16 protein-coding genes, 2 tRNA genes and 1 pseudogene are annotated in these 18,251 nt (G+C 59.9%); 11 read left to right on the top strand and 8 right to left on the bottom strand.

Going from position 1 to position 18,251, the window contains the following annotated elements; all coding sequences use genetic code 11:
- Positions 1–669: 669 nt before the first annotated feature.
- Both HMPREF2978_RS03120 and HMPREF2978_RS03115 read left to right on the top strand, forming a co-directional pair.
- On the top strand, positions 670–1,074 hold the full coding sequence (locus HMPREF2978_RS03120) for a hypothetical protein (RefSeq protein WP_070744053.1): 405 nt from the start codon (positions 670–672) through the stop codon (positions 1,072–1,074).
- Complete coding sequence (locus HMPREF2978_RS03115; protein ID WP_070744051.1) at positions 1,067–1,396, top strand: transcriptional regulator; 330 nt, start codon at positions 1,067–1,069, stop codon at positions 1,394–1,396. The genes HMPREF2978_RS03120 and HMPREF2978_RS03115 overlap by 8 nt, the downstream gene beginning before the upstream one ends.
- On the opposite strand, the gene HMPREF2978_RS12985 is transcribed toward HMPREF2978_RS03115, so the two are convergent.
- Together HMPREF2978_RS12985 and HMPREF2978_RS13175 are read right to left on the bottom strand one after the other, a co-directional pair.
- Complete coding sequence (locus HMPREF2978_RS12985) at positions 1,391–1,663, bottom strand: alpha/beta hydrolase (RefSeq protein ID WP_143342264.1); 273 nt, start codon at positions 1,661–1,663, stop codon at positions 1,391–1,393. The two genes, HMPREF2978_RS03115 and HMPREF2978_RS12985, sit on opposite strands and share 6 nt — an antisense overlap.
- A 493-nt stretch (positions 1,664–2,156) precedes the next feature.
- Complete coding sequence (locus HMPREF2978_RS13175; RefSeq protein WP_168166438.1) at positions 2,157–2,378, bottom strand: hypothetical protein; 222 nt, start codon at positions 2,376–2,378, stop codon at positions 2,157–2,159.
- Positions 2,379–2,447: 69 nt separating this feature from the next.
- On the opposite strand from HMPREF2978_RS13175, the pseudogene HMPREF2978_RS12745 reads away from it, so the two are divergent.
- A pseudogene (locus HMPREF2978_RS12745) lies at positions 2,448–2,669 on the top strand (IS256 family transposase); the annotation flags it as partial.
- Between the two features lie 65 nt (positions 2,670–2,734).
- Here the strand turns inward: HMPREF2978_RS12745 and HMPREF2978_RS03105 are convergent.
- The 3 genes from HMPREF2978_RS03105 to gltX form a co-directional block, all read right to left on the bottom strand.
- Positions 2,735–2,810 (bottom strand) — tRNA-Glu (locus HMPREF2978_RS03105).
- 56 nt (positions 2,811–2,866) lie between these two features.
- Positions 2,867–2,938: transfer RNA gene (locus HMPREF2978_RS03100), tRNA-Gln, on the bottom strand.
- 174 nt (positions 2,939–3,112) lie between these two features.
- Complete coding sequence (gltX, locus tag HMPREF2978_RS03095; RefSeq protein WP_083316479.1) at positions 3,113–4,612, bottom strand: glutamate--tRNA ligase; 1,500 nt, start codon at positions 4,610–4,612, stop codon at positions 3,113–3,115.
- A gap of 162 nt (positions 4,613–4,774) precedes the next feature.
- Between gltX and HMPREF2978_RS03090 the strand changes: the two genes are divergently transcribed.
- From HMPREF2978_RS03090 to HMPREF2978_RS03055, 8 genes are all read left to right on the top strand, one after another.
- On the top strand, positions 4,775–7,159 hold the full coding sequence (locus tag HMPREF2978_RS03090; protein ID WP_070528566.1) for a choice-of-anchor M domain-containing protein: 2,385 nt from the start codon (positions 4,775–4,777) through the stop codon (positions 7,157–7,159).
- A 54-nt stretch (positions 7,160–7,213) separates the two neighbouring features.
- Complete coding sequence (locus tag HMPREF2978_RS03085; RefSeq protein WP_246818718.1) at positions 7,214–8,290, top strand: choice-of-anchor M domain-containing protein; 1,077 nt, start codon at positions 7,214–7,216, stop codon at positions 8,288–8,290.
- A complete protein-coding gene (locus tag HMPREF2978_RS03080; RefSeq protein ID WP_070528572.1) occupies positions 8,290–9,789 on the top strand; it encodes an anchored repeat ABC transporter, substrate-binding protein in 1,500 nt (499 codons plus the stop codon). Before HMPREF2978_RS03085 ends, HMPREF2978_RS03080 begins: the two co-directional genes overlap by 1 nt.
- Entirely contained in the window at positions 9,782–10,681 is a 900-nt protein-coding gene (locus HMPREF2978_RS03075) for a choice-of-anchor M domain-containing protein (protein WP_070744045.1), read from the top strand. Before HMPREF2978_RS03080 ends, HMPREF2978_RS03075 begins: the two co-directional genes overlap by 8 nt.
- Entirely contained in the window at positions 10,674–11,402 is a 729-nt protein-coding gene (locus HMPREF2978_RS03070; protein WP_070744043.1) for an anchored repeat-type ABC transporter ATP-binding subunit, read from the top strand. Before HMPREF2978_RS03075 ends, HMPREF2978_RS03070 begins: the two co-directional genes overlap by 8 nt.
- Positions 11,399–12,295 (top strand): anchored repeat-type ABC transporter permease subunit, encoded by an 897-nt coding sequence (locus HMPREF2978_RS03065; protein WP_070744041.1) that lies wholly within the window; start codon positions 11,399–11,401, stop codon positions 12,293–12,295. The genes HMPREF2978_RS03070 and HMPREF2978_RS03065 overlap by 4 nt, the downstream gene beginning before the upstream one ends.
- Complete coding sequence (locus HMPREF2978_RS03060) at positions 12,292–13,635, top strand: choice-of-anchor M domain-containing protein (protein ID WP_070744039.1); 1,344 nt, start codon at positions 12,292–12,294, stop codon at positions 13,633–13,635. Before HMPREF2978_RS03065 ends, HMPREF2978_RS03060 begins: the two co-directional genes overlap by 4 nt.
- An 80-nt stretch (positions 13,636–13,715) precedes the next feature.
- Entirely contained in the window at positions 13,716–14,819 is a 1,104-nt protein-coding gene (locus HMPREF2978_RS03055) for an isochorismate synthase (RefSeq protein WP_070528591.1), read from the top strand.
- An 8-nt stretch (positions 14,820–14,827) separates the two neighbouring features.
- On the opposite strand, the gene HMPREF2978_RS03050 is transcribed toward HMPREF2978_RS03055, so the two are convergent.
- From HMPREF2978_RS03050 to HMPREF2978_RS03040, 3 genes are all read right to left on the bottom strand, one after another.
- Entirely contained in the window at positions 14,828–15,637 is an 810-nt protein-coding gene (locus HMPREF2978_RS03050) for a fumarylacetoacetate hydrolase family protein (RefSeq protein WP_210383650.1), read from the bottom strand.
- A 118-nt stretch (positions 15,638–15,755) separates the two neighbouring features.
- Entirely contained in the window at positions 15,756–16,373 is a 618-nt protein-coding gene (locus HMPREF2978_RS03045) for an exonuclease domain-containing protein (RefSeq protein WP_070744037.1), read from the bottom strand.
- Complete coding sequence (locus HMPREF2978_RS03040) at positions 16,374–18,242, bottom strand: DUF294 nucleotidyltransferase-like domain-containing protein (protein WP_070744036.1); 1,869 nt, start codon at positions 18,240–18,242, stop codon at positions 16,374–16,376.
- Positions 18,243–18,251 lie beyond the last annotated feature (9 nt).

Raw genomic sequence — 18,251 nt, 5'->3', positions numbered from 1 at the left:
GGCCGGCGTCCTAGGCCGCTAGACGAACGGGGCTCGTTTAGCTGTCCGTTGCGGACTTGCTAAACACTATAGGATCCTCAAAAGATTGCACAAATCGGCAGGTAAAGGAGCTTTTTGCACAGATAAAATCCCGAACCTCGTTGCCACTTATGGCTGCGATGCAAACTTCGACTCTCAAGGCCTAGGTGCGGATCGAATCAGTGGTTATTCCGCCGGCGTGCCGTTGGCTGCAGGGGCCGGACCACTCGTTAGACATCGCTGGAGGTTCGGGAGGACACGTGCACTAACAGCATGTGATGCAAGGCTCCTACTTCGCTCGAGTGTTGGCTTTAAGAAGTTGTGGATTATGGCGATGCCGCCTTGTATTATCTGCTAGGGTTGCGTCGGCGATAGTGATGATTTTCAACTTCCGCCATCCGCTCTCCTTTCTGTCGGGAATGCGTTGTACCTGCAGTGTATGGCTAGAAAAGGCATACCGGTAGGACTTAGGCCAATTGAGTACTGGTTCACCCCCTGGTACTCCAGCGCCCCTCCCATCTACCTCGCCGAGGATTGAAACCGGTATGGGGTAAAACCAGACCACTCAATTGATCCGAGTACCACACCCCCTTTACTTGCCACCCGTGCAATCATTACACTTGCACTAGATGCAAACAAAGGAGGCACATCATGGACAGCGACCTAAAAGTCATTGAAGAGATTCAGCAACGCACCACCTGGACGCAGTGCTGGTGGGCAGTAGCACTTGTAGCACTCGGCATCGGTAGCAGTCTTGCGCTATCCAAGCTGTCCTGGTGGTACACACTCGCAATCCTGATACCGACGTTCATTCTCGGCTTCCTCCTCAAGGACAAAATCGCGAACCCTTTTGTTCGCCCCAATCCCAACAAGGGACCGAAGAACGATCGCGCCACGTGGTCACGCGTACTGCTCCCCGTCGCCATGATCATGTCCACCACGCCGACACCTGATACATGGCCATGGATGATCACCAGCGGGGTCATTGTTTCGGCAGCAACGGCTTGGATGCTCTACGAAAACCGCAACGCGGCCATAAAGGGCCCCAATGCCTAAGGAAGCCCCCAATCAATCTCCTGAGCTGGATTCAGTTATCCACCCGATTAATCGCCTCAAAATCTGCGCTACGCTCTACTCCGCCGGTGCCACCGACGGCCGGCAAATGAAGTACAGCAAGCTCGCCGAATTGACCGGGCTCCCCGCCGATACACTTTCCAAGCAGTTAAAGCACCTTGAGGACCGCGGCTACATTAGCCGCACCCGAGAGTACGGCTCTACCCGCGCCAAGGACGCCGTGTGGGTCGCACTTACTGAGACGGGCACACGGGCTTACGTGCAGCACGTGGAGGCGCTCCAAGCGATGACTGAGGGCCTATAGGCTACGTAGCCATTGCACTATGCGATCCCCCAGTTGTGGAAACTCGGTATAGCCGTCATCCTCAAGGAAATGCCCTGCGCCATGGATGGTGATGGGTACGGCCGAGAGGGCGTCGGCAAGCTGCTGCGTGAGGACGGGGTCAACCAGGACATCGTCAGTGGACACGAAGACCTCCGTGTGATCGATGTGGGGTTTGACAGCAGGCACGTCGACGTAAGCCTGGCCAATAAACTCGTCAAGCTCTGGGATGACACGAAGCTTCTCCAAAAACCCAGAGACAACAAAGAGCCCAGGAAGCTCCCACTCGCCCTCATGCGATCTACGCTATCCTAGGATAGGCGCCAGAAGGAGGCTATGTTAATGAGACGCATGATGACGCGGATAGGGTTCACTAGTATTGTCTCCCTATTACTCTCCTCTTGTAGTTTTGATGACCCATTGGCTTCTCATCTCGCGTCCGTAGAACGATCGGGACATGCAATCCCCGTTACTGAGTCCATCACACTGGAGGAACTCTACGGACCAGAGTGGACTGAGTTTTCGGTCGTGTGCCCATACACTCCGTATCAAACAGTCAAAGAAACACTTATGGCTGATGATCCCCCTGTTCCAGAACACGGCTTCTCCGATCACGAAAACTTCCTTTTTCTTAGAGGAAAGGGCGACAGCGAACAATGGGTGAGGTTCTCTCAACAGGCTCTCGATCTCTGTTCTCCATCAAGTCCGTCTTCTTTAACCATGGAGTCAACGACAGTTGCTCTCACTTTTTCTCTGGATAATCCGGGTAGTGCTTGGATTCTAACCGACTTGAACAAGTAGTCATATGGGCTCGCTGCTCCTGGGCAGTATCGGGAACACTCAGATTGGGGTCAGCGTGCACGCCCAGGCGATCATCGTCGCGGCCTTGAACGAGCAGTGGGATCGTCTTGACGGTGGCCAGCAACGGAGCATCGTGAAGGGCCTGACCCTGGAAAGTAGACACGTCGGGGGTTAGCTATGCTGCTCGGGTCAGTGTAGCTGATTGGAGTGCTTCGAAGTCACCGGTCGCTGGACTCACACCTGGACTCATGCCAGCGTGCGCAAGGCCTACAACAGTCTCAACCACCTCTGGCGCAGCAACCTGCTGTTTGTCTACCTCAACCCACCCGACGGAGTCCTTGATGTACACCGAATCAAAGCCACCACCAACAGCCTTGAAGGCGGAATCAACTCCCAGCTGAAACTACTAGCACGCACTCACCGCGGAAGACGCGGAGAACACCAACGACGAATGCGGGTGCATGGTCGCCAATTATAAGAAAAAGAGTGGCAAGCTCATTGTGCTTGCCACTCTTTGAGTGGTACCCCGTACGGGATTTGAACCCGTGTTACCGGCGTGAGAGGCCGGCGTCCTAGGCCGCTAGACGAACGGGGCTTAGAACTGTGACCGCTGGCTGCAAAGTACCGCTGCACTTTGAGCAGTTATCACTGCTGGCCTACCAGGACTCGAACCTAGAATGACGGTACCAGAAACCGTTGTGTTGCCAATTACACCATAGGCCATTATTGCTATGAACTAACTCAGGGCTTTAACCCCTCGCTGCTCGCTGCAACGGTTTATTACTATATCCAGCACTACCGATACACACAAATCGCCAGGTCAGGATATATTTTCGGGGCGTTAAGAATGAACCCTAACGCCCCGAAATAACAGCCATGTGAGACTACTTAATGGATCTACTCAGCGCTCCACGGCGTGAGAGCACGCGCAGCCTTAAGGCGGGCCAGCGTGGACTCCTTGCCCAGCAGCTCCATGGACTCAAACAGCGGCGGCGAGACCTGCTGGCCCGAGATCGCAACGCGCAGGGCGCCGTAAGCCTTGCGGGGCTTGAGGCCGAGGTCGTCGATAAGCGCGGCGGAGAGAACCTTCTCAATCTCCTCCGTCTTCCACTCCCCGAGCTCCTCCAACTTCGCAATGGACACCTCCAGAGGCTGCACCGCCTCCTCCTTGAGGTTCTTCCGGGCCGCCTTCTCATCCAACTCCAGCTCGGCGTCCGGCGTGGTCAGGAAGGACATGAGACCATAGGCGTCAGACAGGGTCTTGATGCGGGTCTGCACCAGATCCGCAGCGAAGGCGAACTTATCATCCGGGTAATCGGCCGGGAAGTCGGTGTACTCGGTGAGGTAGTCACGCAGGCGCTGAGCAAAATCAGCAGGCTCGAGCAAACGAATATGGTCAGCGTTGATGGCCTCGAGCTTCTTCTGGTCGAAGCGAGCTGGGTTGCCCAACACGTCGTGGACGTCGAAGTTAGCGATGAGCTCGTCGACGGAGAAGATGTCCTGGTCCGCGGACAGGGACCAACCCAGAAGGGACAGGTAGTTGAGCATGCCCTCCGGGATGATGCCGTTGTCGCGGTGATTGAACAGGTTGGACTGTGGGTCACGCTTGGAAAGCTTCTTGTTTCCTTCACCCATCACGAAGGGCAGGTGGCCAAACTCAGGCGTCTTCTTGGCAATGCCGAGCTCTACGAGCGCCTCGTAGAGGGCCAGCTGGCGCGGCGTGGAAGACAGGAGATCCTCTCCGCGCAGGACGTGGGTAACTCCCATGAGGGCATCATCAACCGGGTTAACCAGCGTGTAGAGCGGCGCACCGTTCGAGCGTGCCACGACGTAGTCCGGCTGGGTCTCCGACTTGAAGGTCACCTCGCCGCGCACCAAGTCAGTCCAGGACCAATCCTTGTCCGGCATGCGCAGGCGCCAGACTGGTTTGCGGCCTTCCGCCTCGAAGGCGTCGATCTGCTCCTGAGTCAGGTCGCGGTCGAAGTTGTCGTAACCCAGCTGCGGGTCGCGGCCAGCTGCCTTGTGGCGCTCCTGAACCTCTTCATTGGTGGAGTAAGCCGGATAGACATAGCCGCCATCCTTGAGCTTCTGCAGGACATCTGCGTAGATATCCATGCGCTGCGACTGACGGTAAGGCTCATCCGGGCCACCGACGTTAACTCCTTCATCCCAGCCCAGCCCGAGCCAGTTCAGGGAGTCAATGATGGCCTGGTAGGACTCCTCAGAATCACGGGCAGCATCAGTGTCCTCGATACGGAAGATGAGCGTACCGCCAGTGTGACGGGCATAGGCCCAGTTGAACAGAGCCGTGCGGACCATGCCCACATGGGGCGTGCCGGTAGGCGAAGGGCAGAAACGGACGCGGACGTCGGATGTCGGTTTAGTCATGTCCCCCATCGTAGTTCAGCGCTTAGCTACTGCATTGGCCGCCCCACTTGGGGGTAATTGAACCCTGTTTCCACTAAGCGTGAACTGGGCTTTCTGCGCAAGCTTAACGGGACTGAATTCCATTACCTATAGTGAAACTCTCGCCAAAGAACTGAAGAAAGGTCCCTGACTGTGGCTCAAACTCGCTATGTGGCGCTTCTAACCTGCGCCACGCTTCTCTTCTCCCCCGCTACCGCCGTCGCTGGCCCCGACGACGGCAAACACGTAGCCACTCAGACACATATTGATTCCCCCAAGGCTTTCTGGGAGGGCAATGCTCTCAACCTCAAGAGCCATTCTGCAAGCTCCGACCACGACCTAGCCGATACCGTGACCTGGGTAGGCAAAGGTTGGGACCAGAACGGCACCAACCAATACCAGTTCACAGTGCCTGAGGACCCCGCGCTCTCTTTTGTGGGACAGCCGGGCGACACGTATTACATGGCGCCGGCCAGTGTCCAAGGCAGCTTGGACCCGGTGTGGATGGGCTTCGGCGCGGACACAGAGCTGCCTGTCGACGACTTCCGCGACAACATCGCTTCCCTGGACCTCTTAAGCGTTGACGGTCCCGGCGATGTCGAGATGTTTGGCTACTACCCCGGCCCCGGCGGCCTGCAGCGCTTCTTTGGGACCACCGAGGGCGCTCCGCATTCCGCATGGCTGACCAGCGGCACGCATACCCACAACTACACAGTCTTTTCCAAGCCTGGACGCTATGAGCTCACCTATCAAACAAGCGCGCGGGGCAAGGATGGCTCGTTGATTACCTCCAAGCCCACGACCACCTCGATCCAAGTCGGCGGGCAGCGTCCCGCTGATGAGAAAACGCCTTCCCTCACAGAGCGCTTTGACCAAGCTTCCTCTGGCGATGCCAGCCAGAAGGACTACCGCCTGAGCATCACGCCCAAGAAATCCGGGGACAAGGACGGGGATGAGCGCCTTTCCTCCATCGATTTCTCTGGCGGCAGCGACGGCACGCTTACGCTGCTGATCGACGGCTACTTCCTCACCGATCTAGCCGTGAAAGATGGCAAAGCACACTTCGATGAATTCTTAGGGCCCGAGGCCTCCACAATCCAAGCTGTGTACACCCCGGAGGACGGCAGCCCGCGCTGGGTGAGCGAGGAGCTCGCCTACTCTGAGAACGCTGAGCTTTCCACCACCTCGAAGACGTCCGCGGAGTCTTGGACCGAGACCACGAACCCCCGCCAGCTCTTCTCCGGGGAAGAGGTTTCGCTATCTGACACGGGTCTGTCCGCGCGTGCTGTTCCGGAGGGCGAAGACGCCACCCGCATCATCCTGGAGGCAGCCGATAAGAACCTAGAAGGCTACGTGCAGGGCGGCTTCTTTAGCAAAGGAAGCTCGCTTCCGGACATCGATTTCGACGGCACGATCACCCGCGGCCGCGCGGAATTTGTCGTCGGCGCCGATGCAAACTTCAACGGCACTACCGTGCGACTGGATATTCTTCCGCACCCGAGCATCACGCAAGAGTCCGGCAGCATCACGCTGACCGACGATTTCGCTTTCGGGCAAAAGTACGAGGGCACGGGCAAGCTCGGTACTGGGGCTCAGGCTCCTGCGCCAGCCCCGGATAACGGCCCGAAACCGGACGCAGGGAAACACACCGGTACCTGCGCTGACAAGGTAGTGCTTGACCGCGGCCACGTCGACATTGCGGTCACCCGTGACGGCGATGAGTTCCTCACCCGCTTGAAGGATGAAACGGCCCTCGTGGACAAGAAAACTGTTGAGCGCCCGCTCGATGACGTCGTCCTCGCGGTGCACGACAACGCTCTGCACTCCCGCCCCGCCGAACTTAAAGGAAAGGACTTCGATTACCTAGGCAAGGAAAAGTTCTTCCTCCTCCCGCAGACCCAGAAGCAAAGCATTATCTGGCCGGGCTATAACACCCAGGCCCTCAACTACAAGGACTATAAAGACGGCAAAGTCACGCTCAACATCAAGCCCGTGGAGATGCCAGAGGGTGCGCAGGTAGGCCTTTTCACTGCCGAAGGCTTGGGCAAGGTGTTCACCCCGCTGATCAATACCGCGGAGGGTGACTACTCCATCGAGACCACTTTTGCTTCGCACACCCACACCAATTGGGCGTTTACCAAGCCGGGCATCTACAAGCTCGAGGTCACCTATTCGGCCACCACCACAGAGGGCAAGGACATCTCCTCTGCACCCCAAACGCTCACCGTCGCAGCGGGCGATGCAGCAATCAAAGACTGTGTGAAATCAAAGGAAGGAAAGGAAGGCGAAGACACCCCCAAGCCAGGTAATGAAAAGCCCGGAGATAAGCCAGGCGATAAGAAACCAGGTGAGAAGAAACCAAACGATAACCAGCCTGGTGGCCAGAATGGCAAGACGTCCTCTCTGCCCAAGCTCGAGGGCCTGTGGGGGCTCGTGCTCCCAGTTGTCTTGGCCATCATCTTCCAAGGTTTCCTCAACTTCTACAACGATCACCGCGACCAAATTGCGGCGCGGTTCACTGGCCTGCTTCCCCGCTAGAAAGGACACACTGGATTGCACTCCACACCATCACGCGCTGCTCAGGACCTGAACGTGCGCCAGAACAGTGCACTGCTAAAAGCCAGCGCCGCCGTGTTCACCATTGTCGCGATATTGTGTGTAGCCGTCCTTGGCTCTCCGGCTGCGGCGCGAGCTGATAGCGAGCTCATCGATTCCGGACACGTCGATGCCTTTTATGTCTCCGCGCCAGGCGGTCAACTGACCTTGTCGATGAAGGAGGACGTCACCGGCAGTGGCGTCGTCCGGCCCGGCAACGATGTCATCCTCAAAGTCGCAGAAGAAGCATGGAGCGAGGCGACCGAGCGTATCGACGGCATTGGTATACCTACGTATTACCTTCCTCAAACCCAGGACAGCTCGCTGCTGTGGCCGGGATGGGATACCCAGGCGGCGCAATCCGCTGGTTACAAAGACGTGAACTTCGAATTCGTCGAGGTCACTGGTCCTGGTGACGTCTTCATCTTCGAAACCGCTGGCTTCGGCGATATCCAGCCGGTCACCGATGCCGGCGAGCTCGACCTCGTGTCTGGTGATGTCATCAACCAGGCTTACCCGGCGCATCGCCACGTTAACTGGGCTTTTAGTGAACCGGGTATCTACACCATGACTGTCCAGGCGGAATCCAACGGTGACACGAGTAATCAGGTCACCTATACCTGGGATGTCGGTGATGGTGACGCCGCGCCGCAGGAGGCCGGGGAAGAGGAAGCCGCCACCGATAATGGTGACCACGGTACCGAAGACCACCACGAGGCAGAGCTGGGCGACGCCTCCCCTGAGCAACCAGCATCCTCTGCTTCCGGAACACGCTCGGGAGGTGGAAACGCCGGAGGAGGTACCCGCGGTGCGGCATCCGCAGCCGGCACCAGGAACGCGAAGCAACAGGCAAGCAGCAAGGAGCGGAAAGAGCGCGGAGAAAGGAAAGAGCGCAAGCCTTCTCACCGCTCCACCGCGGCCGCGGACGGAGAGAATGTGGACACCGTCGCTGCGGCCGGCTACTACGACAGCGGGCAAAACCTGCTGCCGTGGGGCATCGGAATCCTGGGCTTAGGCATGCTCGTGCTGGGCTTGGCGCTAGCGCGCCTCGCGCTCATGAAGGGCCGCGACTAATGCCACGGAAGGTTCGTACTCGGACGCAATACATCGCGCTCCTTTCCGCCATCGTTCTCGGCGCGTCCATGCTGAGTGGCTGCACGGGCTCCGCCAGCGGAGACGATGGGAAGGTGAAGGTGGTGGCGACGACGCCGATACTGGGGGACGTCGCCAAGCACGTCGCCGGTGAGGATGCCACAGTAACCACGCTGATTCCTGCGGGAAAGGATCCACATACCTTTGAGCCGAGTCTGCGCTCGGTGCGCGATATCGCCAACGCCGACGTATTGCTGTCCAATGGTTTTCTCCTCGAGCCGCAAAACCTGCTGAAGTCCTTGCGGGAGTCATCGGATGTGTCCGTCACCGAAGTGGCGGACCAAGCGTCCACGCGCGGCGCGAAGCTCGTCCCCTTGGTAGAAAACGTTGCCCTCGATGCGGTGTGGCTGGGATTGCGCGTACGCAACGCAGCCCCAGGTACCACGAGCGTCGACATGCGCCTGCTCGATGTGGAAGGACCCGGCGATGTCGCGGCCTACGTGGTCTCTACGTTCGGTACGCCTGAGCCGCTCTTTAACAGCGCAGATGGGATTGACCAGCACAACGATTCCACGACGCTGCCGGCTAATGCCCACACGCACGTCTCCTGGGCTTTTAACAAGCCAGGTGTGTACCGGCTGAAGTTCGACGCAACAGACAGCTCCCCGCAGGAGTTCACAGTGGCAGTAGGCGTGAGCGCACCTGAGGGGATGCGCGCGCTCGATGCAGGTCACGTGGATATCACCGCGGACATGGCATCCGGGACGCTCGACCTAGAAGACCAAGGCGAGCGTTTTGATCCGAAAAGCACGGTGCTCAGCATCCCGAACTCCGCGCTGCAGGAAATTCCGCCGGACCCCTCCTACCGTTTCTTGGGCCGGCCGGGTGATGAAACATATCTCCTGCCGCAAGCCGTCTTGGGTAAACACATTCACGGTGAGGTGGACCCGCACCTGTGGCATAACGCCGCCAATGTGATCAGCTTTACCGAAGTTATCGCTGAGCAACTTGCGCAAACGGATCCTTCGCACGGCGCGGACTACCGTGCCCGCGCACAGGACTACATCGCACAACTGCGGGACGTCGACGGCGAGGTTAATCAGCTCATCTCCGCCATTCCTGAGCGCAACCGCCACCTCGTCACACCCCACCACGGCTATGCCTACCTGGAACAAGGCTATGGCGTTGACATTGCGGGCTTCGTTACTCCCAACCCGGCCATCGAGCCCTCGCCGCGCGATGTCATCGCGCTGCGCCGCACCTTGGAAAACCTCCAGCTTCCCGCGGTGTTCGTGGAGCCGACCCAACAAGCCAGCGCAGACGTCATTAGGGAAGCCGCCGTTTCCCTCGGGGTGGCGGTCTGTCCCATTTACGGCGACACCCTCGATGACGCCGTACCGACGTATCTCGATCTCATGCGTTTCAATGCACACTCACTCAACCGCTGCCTTGGCAGCACAACAAAGGAATCTCATGTCTAATCGCACTATCCGAACTTTCACCATGCCGCTTGCGGCAGCACTGAGCGCCGTGGCGCTGGCCTTCGCGCCCTCCGCCGCCTGGGCTGGGGATCTGGCTCAGGTTGTCAGCTCTGACGAAGAAGTGGCGGCACCAGGAACTGCTGCCGCTATCGATCACGGTCACGTCGACCTGGGCCTGCTGCTTAATGAAGGGCAAGCAGAATTCCTCGCTCGTGATGATTCAGCTGAAACCCCCGTGTGGCGTCAACCCGACGATGTGGTATTCCAGGTGGGCGACAACGCGCTGTTGACTCTGCCTGAGGACAAGGCTTTCTCCTTCGTCGGTGCCGAGCCCGGTTCGCAAGTATGGGTCGTTCCACAAACGGAACAGGCTGATGTGCCGTGGCTAGGTTGGAATACCCAGGCTCCTTCCCTCGAGGAGAACGTTGAGAGAGGAGTCACTATGGAGTTCCTGGGACACCAAGGCCCGGGTGAGTTCTCCCTCTTCTTGCAGAACGGCGGCTTCGAGGAACCGCAGTTGCTATGGTCCACCGCCACCGGGGACTCAGAAGGCTTCTGGGTCGACTTGGGCACGCATACCCATGCCAATTGGGTGTTCACCGAGCCCGGCATCCACCAGGTGCGCGTGCGCATGAGCGGCGAAGGTGCGGGTGAAAGTGCTGGCAGCGAGGTGGCCGCCGAGGCTACGTTGACCTTTGCTGTAGGTGATGAAACGGATGTCGCACAAGCTCAGGCAACAGAATGGGATCCGAACGCTGAATCCTCTGCCGATTCAAGCTCTGCATCGGCATCCGTGCCGGTATGGATCTGGGCGCTGGCCGGCGTGGGCGTCCTCGTTCTTATCGGTGCCATTATCGCCGTCGTGCGTGCGAAGGGCGGCCAGCGTGACTAGTCCCCTCATTTCAGTCAAGGACCTGTCCGTTTCGCTCTCCGGCCGCAAGGTCATCGACGCCGCCAACCTGTCCGTACACCCTGGCGAATTCATCGGGCTCCTCGGCCCCAACGGCGCGGGAAAAACCACGCTGATGCGCGCCATCTTGGGGCTTGTCCCCTTCGCCGGGACGATTGACGTGAGCACCTCGCTGGGGTATGTCCCGCAGCGGCACGACGTGGAATGGGACTTCCCCATCAGCGTGGCCAAGGCTGTGCTCAGCGGACGCACCGGGCTGGTGGGCTGGCTCCGCCGTCCGGGACGTGCCGATAAACAAGCCGCCCGCCGCGCCATCGCGCTAACCAACTTGGAGGAATTTGCACGCCGCCCCATCGCGCAGCTGTCCGGTGGTCAACGTCAACGAGTCCTCATTGCTCGGGCCTTAGCCTGCGAGCCTGAGGTGCTGCTTCTCGACGAACCATTTACCGGCCTCGACGCCCCCAACACCGAAGAGCTCCTGCTTCTCTTTGACAAGCTCACCGCCGATGGCACCAGCGTTGTCATGTCCACGCACAATCTCTCAGAGGCCGCACATTCCTGCTCGCGGCTCGTGCTGTTCAATCGGGGAATCATCGCGGATGGCCCAGCGGAAACGCTGCGCATAACCTCGCAGCCCTGGAGCGACACGTTTGGGGTCTCAGCTTCTTCTCCACTGCTTTCTGCGATTGGGGTGGCCGCATGATCGACATCTCGCTTTTCGAGTTCTTCCAGGATCTCACCAACCCACACTTGGACTTCCTGGCGCGTGCGGTGGGAATTTCTATCCTCGCCGCCATCGTGTGCGGTGTGGTGGGTTGCTACGTCGTGCTGCGCGGCATGTCTTTCATCGGTGATGCTGTTTCCCACGCGGTCTTCCCAGGGCTGGCCATTGCCTTCGTGCTCCAGGGCTCAGTGTTGCTGGGCGGCGCCGTGGCGGGCTGCACCGTGGCGGTGCTCATCGCATGCTTCTCCCAGCGGCGCACGGTGCGCGAGGATTCTGTCATCGGAATCTTCTTCGCCGCGGCGTTCGCCCTCGGTATGGTGATCATCTCCCGGGTTGACGGTTACACAGCATCGCTCACCAGCTTTCTCTTCGGCTCGCTCACGGGTGTCTCCCGCGCGGACCTCTACACCGCGTTCACCGTCACGGTGCTCATCGTGGCCACGGTTCTTCTCCTTGGCCCCCAGCTCACCGCCACGTGCTTGGACAAGGAAACCGCCCGCGCGATGGGTCTTCCCGTCTTTGCTCTGGATATCGTGCTCTACCTCTGTGTTACGGGCGCAGTGGTTATCTCCGTGGGCACCATCGGCAACGTCCTCGTCCTCGCTCTGCTTATCACCCCGGCCGCGACTGCCCGCCTGCTCTGTGACTCGCTGGGCTCGATGATGCTCGCAGCTGCGGCGATCGGCTCCTTGGGTAGCTTCTTCGGAATCTACCTGGCATGGGCCATCGACCTTCCCGCCGGTGCCACCATCGTTCTACTCCTCACCGCGTGCTTCCTCGTGGCGTGGGTGCTCTCCCCTCTTATGCACTCCCGCCGCGCTTCCGCATCCACCTCGACATCACACACCTCGAAGGAGACCTTGTCCGCATGAATATTCTCCCAATGACACGTATGAACTACCGTCCCCTCGCTTTGACCGCATCCGCTGCTTTAGCGCTCAGCTCCCCGACGCTCATTCACGCTGCGCCGCCCGCCACGGCGGCCGAGCAGGCGAGTGACACTTCCTGTGATGCTGACTCCCTCCACGCCTTTAGCCGCGGACACCAAGACCTCGCTTTGGTCGGTGGCTCCGGGGACCTGTCCTTTATAGCCCGCGATGATGAATCCGGTAAGGACTATGCCTCTGGGGAGTTCTACGTGGAAGTGGGTAACAACGCTGCTTTCGATGAATCAACGGGGAGCGATATTCCATCGAGCGGTTGGCAAATCCCCCAAACCCAAGATCCGAATATCCCTTGGTTGGGGTTCAACACCAGCTACCTCGATGAGGCCACTGCGGCCGATGCCACTTTATCCTTGACGCTACACAGCGGCCCAGAAGGCGGGCGCATGGTGGGCTTTCAGAACACCGTGGGTGCTAACCCCACCGTGCTCTTTGACTCCGAGAACCCCGATATCACGTGGGATTATCCTGATCATTTCCACAGTCACACCGGGATCATCTTTAGCGAGCCGGGTGCCTATGCTGCCACTTTTACCTTCACCCTCAACGATGGCTCCGAGCACTCTATTGATGTGCCTTTCTTGGTTGGTGGCGCAGATATCTCTGAACTTTGCCAGCTGGAGTGGGGCTCGGGCGAAGGTGGCAGCGGTGGCTCGGGAAGCCCGAAGAACCGCCCCCAGCAGCTGGCCAAGGACATTAATGACACCTCCAAGGCCATCGCGCAGCTAGATAAGACGATGGACAAGACCTTCAAAGAGGCCGATACCTTCTTCAACGGTGGGAAACCCTCCGATGCGAAGAATGCGAAGGAGGAAAAGAACTCAGAGCGCTCCACGCGGGCCAGCGCGCGGAAGGAAACAAAACCAGAGAAAGAAACAGGGTCGAAAGAGCCAAGCGCAGCCAACACTGCGACCGGGCAAGGCCGGAATCCGGCCCCCAACGCTACAGCCCACACGGCACAAGGACAGAGAGATTCAGCACAGCGTGGGACGTCGCGCAGCACGTCTGCCGCCGACACCAAGGACTCGACGCGCAGCACCGCGTCCAATCGCGAACGGAATGCCAGGAAAGAAGCAGCGGCACAGCGTCCGGCTTCTGATGTGCCAGAACAGTATGCTGACGGCGGAAACATCCAGGCTATGAGCTATGGAGCCCCGATGGTGGGCTTCTGGGCGGGCTTTTTGGCCGGCATGGGAGCCCTGGCCCTACTGCTAGGAATTGGACTTTTCATCGCCGTGCAATTCTTCCGCCCGCGCAAGCGCGACTAGCACTACAGCCATGCGCACAGCCTGTACGGAGGGGGATCTGGTTTCGGCACTAGCACAGCAAACAACTAGAGTTATTCCCTATGTGTGAAAACAGACCCTCTACCGCCCCTGACTTCCTCCTGTCCCGCGCGACGGGGTCTGTGCGTACCCAAGGCTCAGTGGCCACCTTCAGCGATGTTGACGCTGCCGTATCTGCTCTGCGTGCCGGCACGGCACCCATGGTTGTCGGCGCGCTGCCCTTCCACAAGGGTGACCCCGCGGCGCTGACCGTGCCGCGCAGCATCATCCGCGAGGACGGGCCGCTCGAACCGCACGCCTATTACCGCAGCGGCACGCTCAACGCGCGCGTGACTGGGTTTGACCCGGAGCCGGAGGAGCACCTGCGCCGCATCGAGGCGGCCATTGCCACGATCGAGGCCTCCAAGCTGGATAAGGTGGTGCTTGCACGCGCCGTCGACATCGAGTTCAATGCCCCGGTGGATCCGCTATTCGTTGCCGCGCGGCTGATTGATTTATCTTCCCACCGCGATGGCTTCATCGCCGACCTCACTCCGGCTGGACGCCCTGGCGCAATGTTCGTCGGCTCCTCCCCAGAGGTGCTGGTTAAGAAACAAGGTTCGACGGTCACGGCCTTCCCTCTGGCTGGCTCCGCGCCCCGCCAGGCAGATAAGGCACGCGATATCAAAGCGGGCCAAGACCTCCACAACTCCGCAAAGGACCTGCGCGAGCACGCCTTCGTGGTGGATCACATCCGCCGCATTCTGCAGCCGCTGTGCGAGACCCTCGATGCTCCCACGTCCCCGCAGCTGACCTCCACCAATGAGATGTGGCATCTGGGAACGCCGATCGCGGGAACCCTTAAGGATTCGAATATTACTGCGCTCGAGCTGGCCGAGCTGGTCTACCCCACCCCGGCTATTTGCGGCACCCCCACTGAGGCCGCACAAGCGCTGATCGAAACGGCTGAAACCGACCGCGGTTTCTACGCCGGCGCAGTTGGCTGGTGCGATGATTCCGGCGACGGCGAATACATGGTGGCCATCCGCTGCGCCGAGGTGGCCGGCGATGGCCTCTCCGCCCGCGCGTGGGCAGGCGGCGGAATCGTCGTGGATTCCGACCCGACAGCCGAGCTTCAGGAAACCACGGCTAAGCTGCGCACCATTTTGCGCGCGCTCAATCTTTAGAACAGCGTCTAAGCGCGCTCGATCGGGTTGGTCAGGCTACCCACGCCGGGGATCTCGATTTCGATGGTATCGCCCGGCACCATCGGCGCCGTACCAGCCGGGGAACCCGTCGTGATGACATCACCCGGCAGCAGCGTGTAGGACTGCGAGATCTCAGCGATGATGTGACCCATCTTCACAATCATCTGATCCGTATTGGAATCCTGCTTCTGCTCACGTTTGCCCTCGTGAGTGAGGTAGGCGTTAATCTTCTGGTCATCGAGATTGATGCAGTCCAAGTCCGTCTCAATCCACGGGCCCAGCGGGCAGAAGGTGTCGATGCCCTTCGCACGTGCCCACTGGCCATCCTGGAACTGCAGGTCGCGCGAAGAAACATCGTTACAGATCGTGTAGCCAACTACGTGATCGCGCCACTTCTCCGGATCAATATTCTTCGATACCTTAGAAATCACCACGGCGAGCTCGCCCTCGAACTCGACGTTGGTGGCGAACTCCGGGATCTTGATGGGTGCACCGGGGCCAATGACCGCGGTGGAGGGCTTGATAAAGATCGTCGGCGGCAGGTGCTCCGCGGATTCCTTGAAGACTTCCGCCACGTGGTCGGCGTAGTTGCGGCCCAGAGCCACGACCTTGGTGGGCAGAGTCGGCGCCAGCAAGCGCACCTCACTCAGCGGCCACTCGCGGCCAGTCGGCTCCGGTGGGGTAAACGGTGTGCCGGAAATTTCCTTGGCCACCAGCTGGTCAAGCGGGGCGTCGGCGGGGCCATCGATGATGGCGAAACAGATACCTTCGGTGTGAGCAATTCGTCCTAAACGCATAACGGCCATACTACTCGCAAGGATTTTTAACTCGCGATCAGGGGTCTTAGGTAAAGGTTGCAAAGATTGCAATGCTTCTACGGGCATCAAGCTCCGCGATGAGCGCCTTCGCACAGGCCTAGCGCTGGGCGACGTCCCCCAAGGTCACCGCCCGCGTGTGTCCCCGTTGTGCAAGGTATAACTCGGCACAGGCCAAGGCATCACTGAGCGCATTGTGGCTTCCATAACGTGGAAGGCCATAACGCGTCCGCACGCGGGGCAGACGTAGATCCTCGCCGCGCGGGTAGGTTCCCATGCGCTCCATGTGGCGCCGCTCAAGCGCAAAGGTATCAACCACGCTCAGGCGCGGGCGCTCCCCAAAGACCTCACGGGAGGCAGCTTCAATGAACCCCACCTCCAACGCCGCGAAATGCGCAAGTAGCGCGCGTCCCTGCGAAGCTTGGCGCAATTGCGTCACCGCGATACTTAGCTCCTCGCCGGCGTCAATGACCTCCTGAGTCAGCAGGTGGACATGTGCGTCCTCGGCCACCTGCGCGCCGCGCACCACGGTATAACCGGCACCAGATAAGTCGATGGCTCCCCCGTTGACCGGCACCCAGCCAATGGAGACAATCTTTCCCCTGCGAGGGTCAAGGTTCGTGGTCTCCATGTCCACGGCGAGCAATCCCAGGTCATCGAGCGGGGTACTGCGTGCGGGCGCGCCCCAGTCCGCTCGGCGGCTCCAGCGATTCCACATTTAGATATTCCTCACCGGATACTTGGTCGCCAACGCATTCTGCATCGATTTGATGGCACGGAAAGCATCGCGCAGGTGTTCTCGCTCCATGCGGCCCAAACTCTTGGGGTCGATGTGGTAGTTCGGCTGCTGCCCTTCACGCAGCTGGCGGGCCTGGTGTTGGAAGGACAGGGAGCGCAGGTAATCGAACGCGTCGAGAAGCTCCTGCGCACCCTGGCGGCTCACCGCATTACCCGCTGCTTCCCTGAGGCGTTGGCGCGTATCCACCACCGTGGAGCCGGAGGCCAAGGCGAAGAGCCGGGCCATCTGCACGATGCCCGCTGTTCCGCCCTTTTTGATGTCGAGGGTATTGGCGTAGTCACCATCGCGCTCCACCACGAGCCCCCGAAACAAAGTCAGCGGCGGCTCACGGCGCGCGGCCAAGCTAGCCAGGTGGGCGTGCAAGCGCGTTGCCCCTTGACCCATCTCTACGGCAGCAGTGTGAACGTCCCGGCCCAGCGCCTCGCTTCCATAGAGCACCCGGAAGTCGAAGAAAATCTGCGCGTTGAGCAGCGCCTCCGGTTGAGGGTCTCGAATCCACCGGCGAAAGGTTTCGATCCATTGGGAGCGCGTCATCCGCCACTGAGCGGTCATGGCCATCATGTCCCCAGGGCACAGGATCTGCCCGGCGTCGGCTAAGCCCTGGCATACAAAGGAACTAAGCCGCGCGAAATACTCTCCATGCGCAGCGGCATCGAAATCATCCGCGAGGACTAGCGCATTATCTTGGTCTGAGGCCAGCGCCATCTCTCGCCTTCCCTGCGAGCCCACGGCCACGAAGGCATACTCGACAGGCGGAGGACCAAGCTCTTCCTCCGCCAGCGTGCACAAGCGCCGTGCCACAGCATCGGCGGCAAGCGTGACCAGGCTCGAGGATTCCGCCGGTGTGGAGCCGCGTTCCACGAAGCGCCCGGCCAGGCGCGTGGCCTCAAGAAAAGCACCGTTGAGCTCAGCGGCACTCGTGCGCCGTGAAAGATCCGCAGCGAGGTAGACCGGATCGTTGTGCAGCAGCCGGGTAACGTCCGACTGCGTAACTATTCCCTGTAAGGCCCCTTCTTTGACCACCGGTAAATGGTGGATGCCGCGCTCGGCCATGTGCAAGAGGGCTTCCATGGCCGGGGCATCTGCCGACACCGTGAGGGGCTGAGGCGTCATGATCTCCCCCACTGGCTCGGCAGGGTCGCGCTGGGCGGCGAGCACCCGAGTTCGCAGATCGCGGTCGGTCAGTATTCCCGTGAGCCGCTTATCTGACTCTGGGCCCGGTTCCACGACGAGTAAGGAAGAAACGCCATGTTCTGTCATCAGCAATGCAGCATCGCGGATGGTGGTTGCGGCTGGCGCGGTGACCACGTCGGTCCGAATAAGCTCCCGCAGCGGCGTGCGGAGCACGTCTGTTGGTGCGGATTCGGTGAGCTCGCGCGCTGCTGCTCGGATCTGACGGGACTGCGCTGAAAAGAAACGCGCGATGTCAGGGTTCCGCTCAGCGAGTTGGCTAAAGGCCTCCTGCTCAAGAGTAAAGACGAGGCTATCCTCCACCGCGACCATCTCATAGGCAGAGACCGGCTCTCCCTGCAATGTGGAGTAGCCAAAGGTAAGGCCAGATTCGCGGCGGTCCAGTAACACGCCTTCCTCTCCCACCACATCAATCGCACCGGTGCGGATGATGTGGAGATGAGCATTCTCTTCCCCCATCTTTATGGGAATCTCCCCGCGACGCAGGTAGATCATGCTCAGCTGAGAGGACAGTGCGGTGAGCTCTTCCTCCGGCAGACGGGAGAAGGGCTCATGCTGGGCGAGGAAGCTAGTGACCTCGTCTATTTCGACGCTCATGCGCCAACC

This window comes from Corynebacterium sp. HMSC074C01, from assembly GCF_001814605.1.
Lineage (GTDB): Bacteria > Actinomycetota > Actinomycetes > Mycobacteriales > Mycobacteriaceae > Corynebacterium.
Note: the sequence above shows the minus strand (reverse complement) of the source record. Positions and strands in the feature narration are given on the sequence as shown.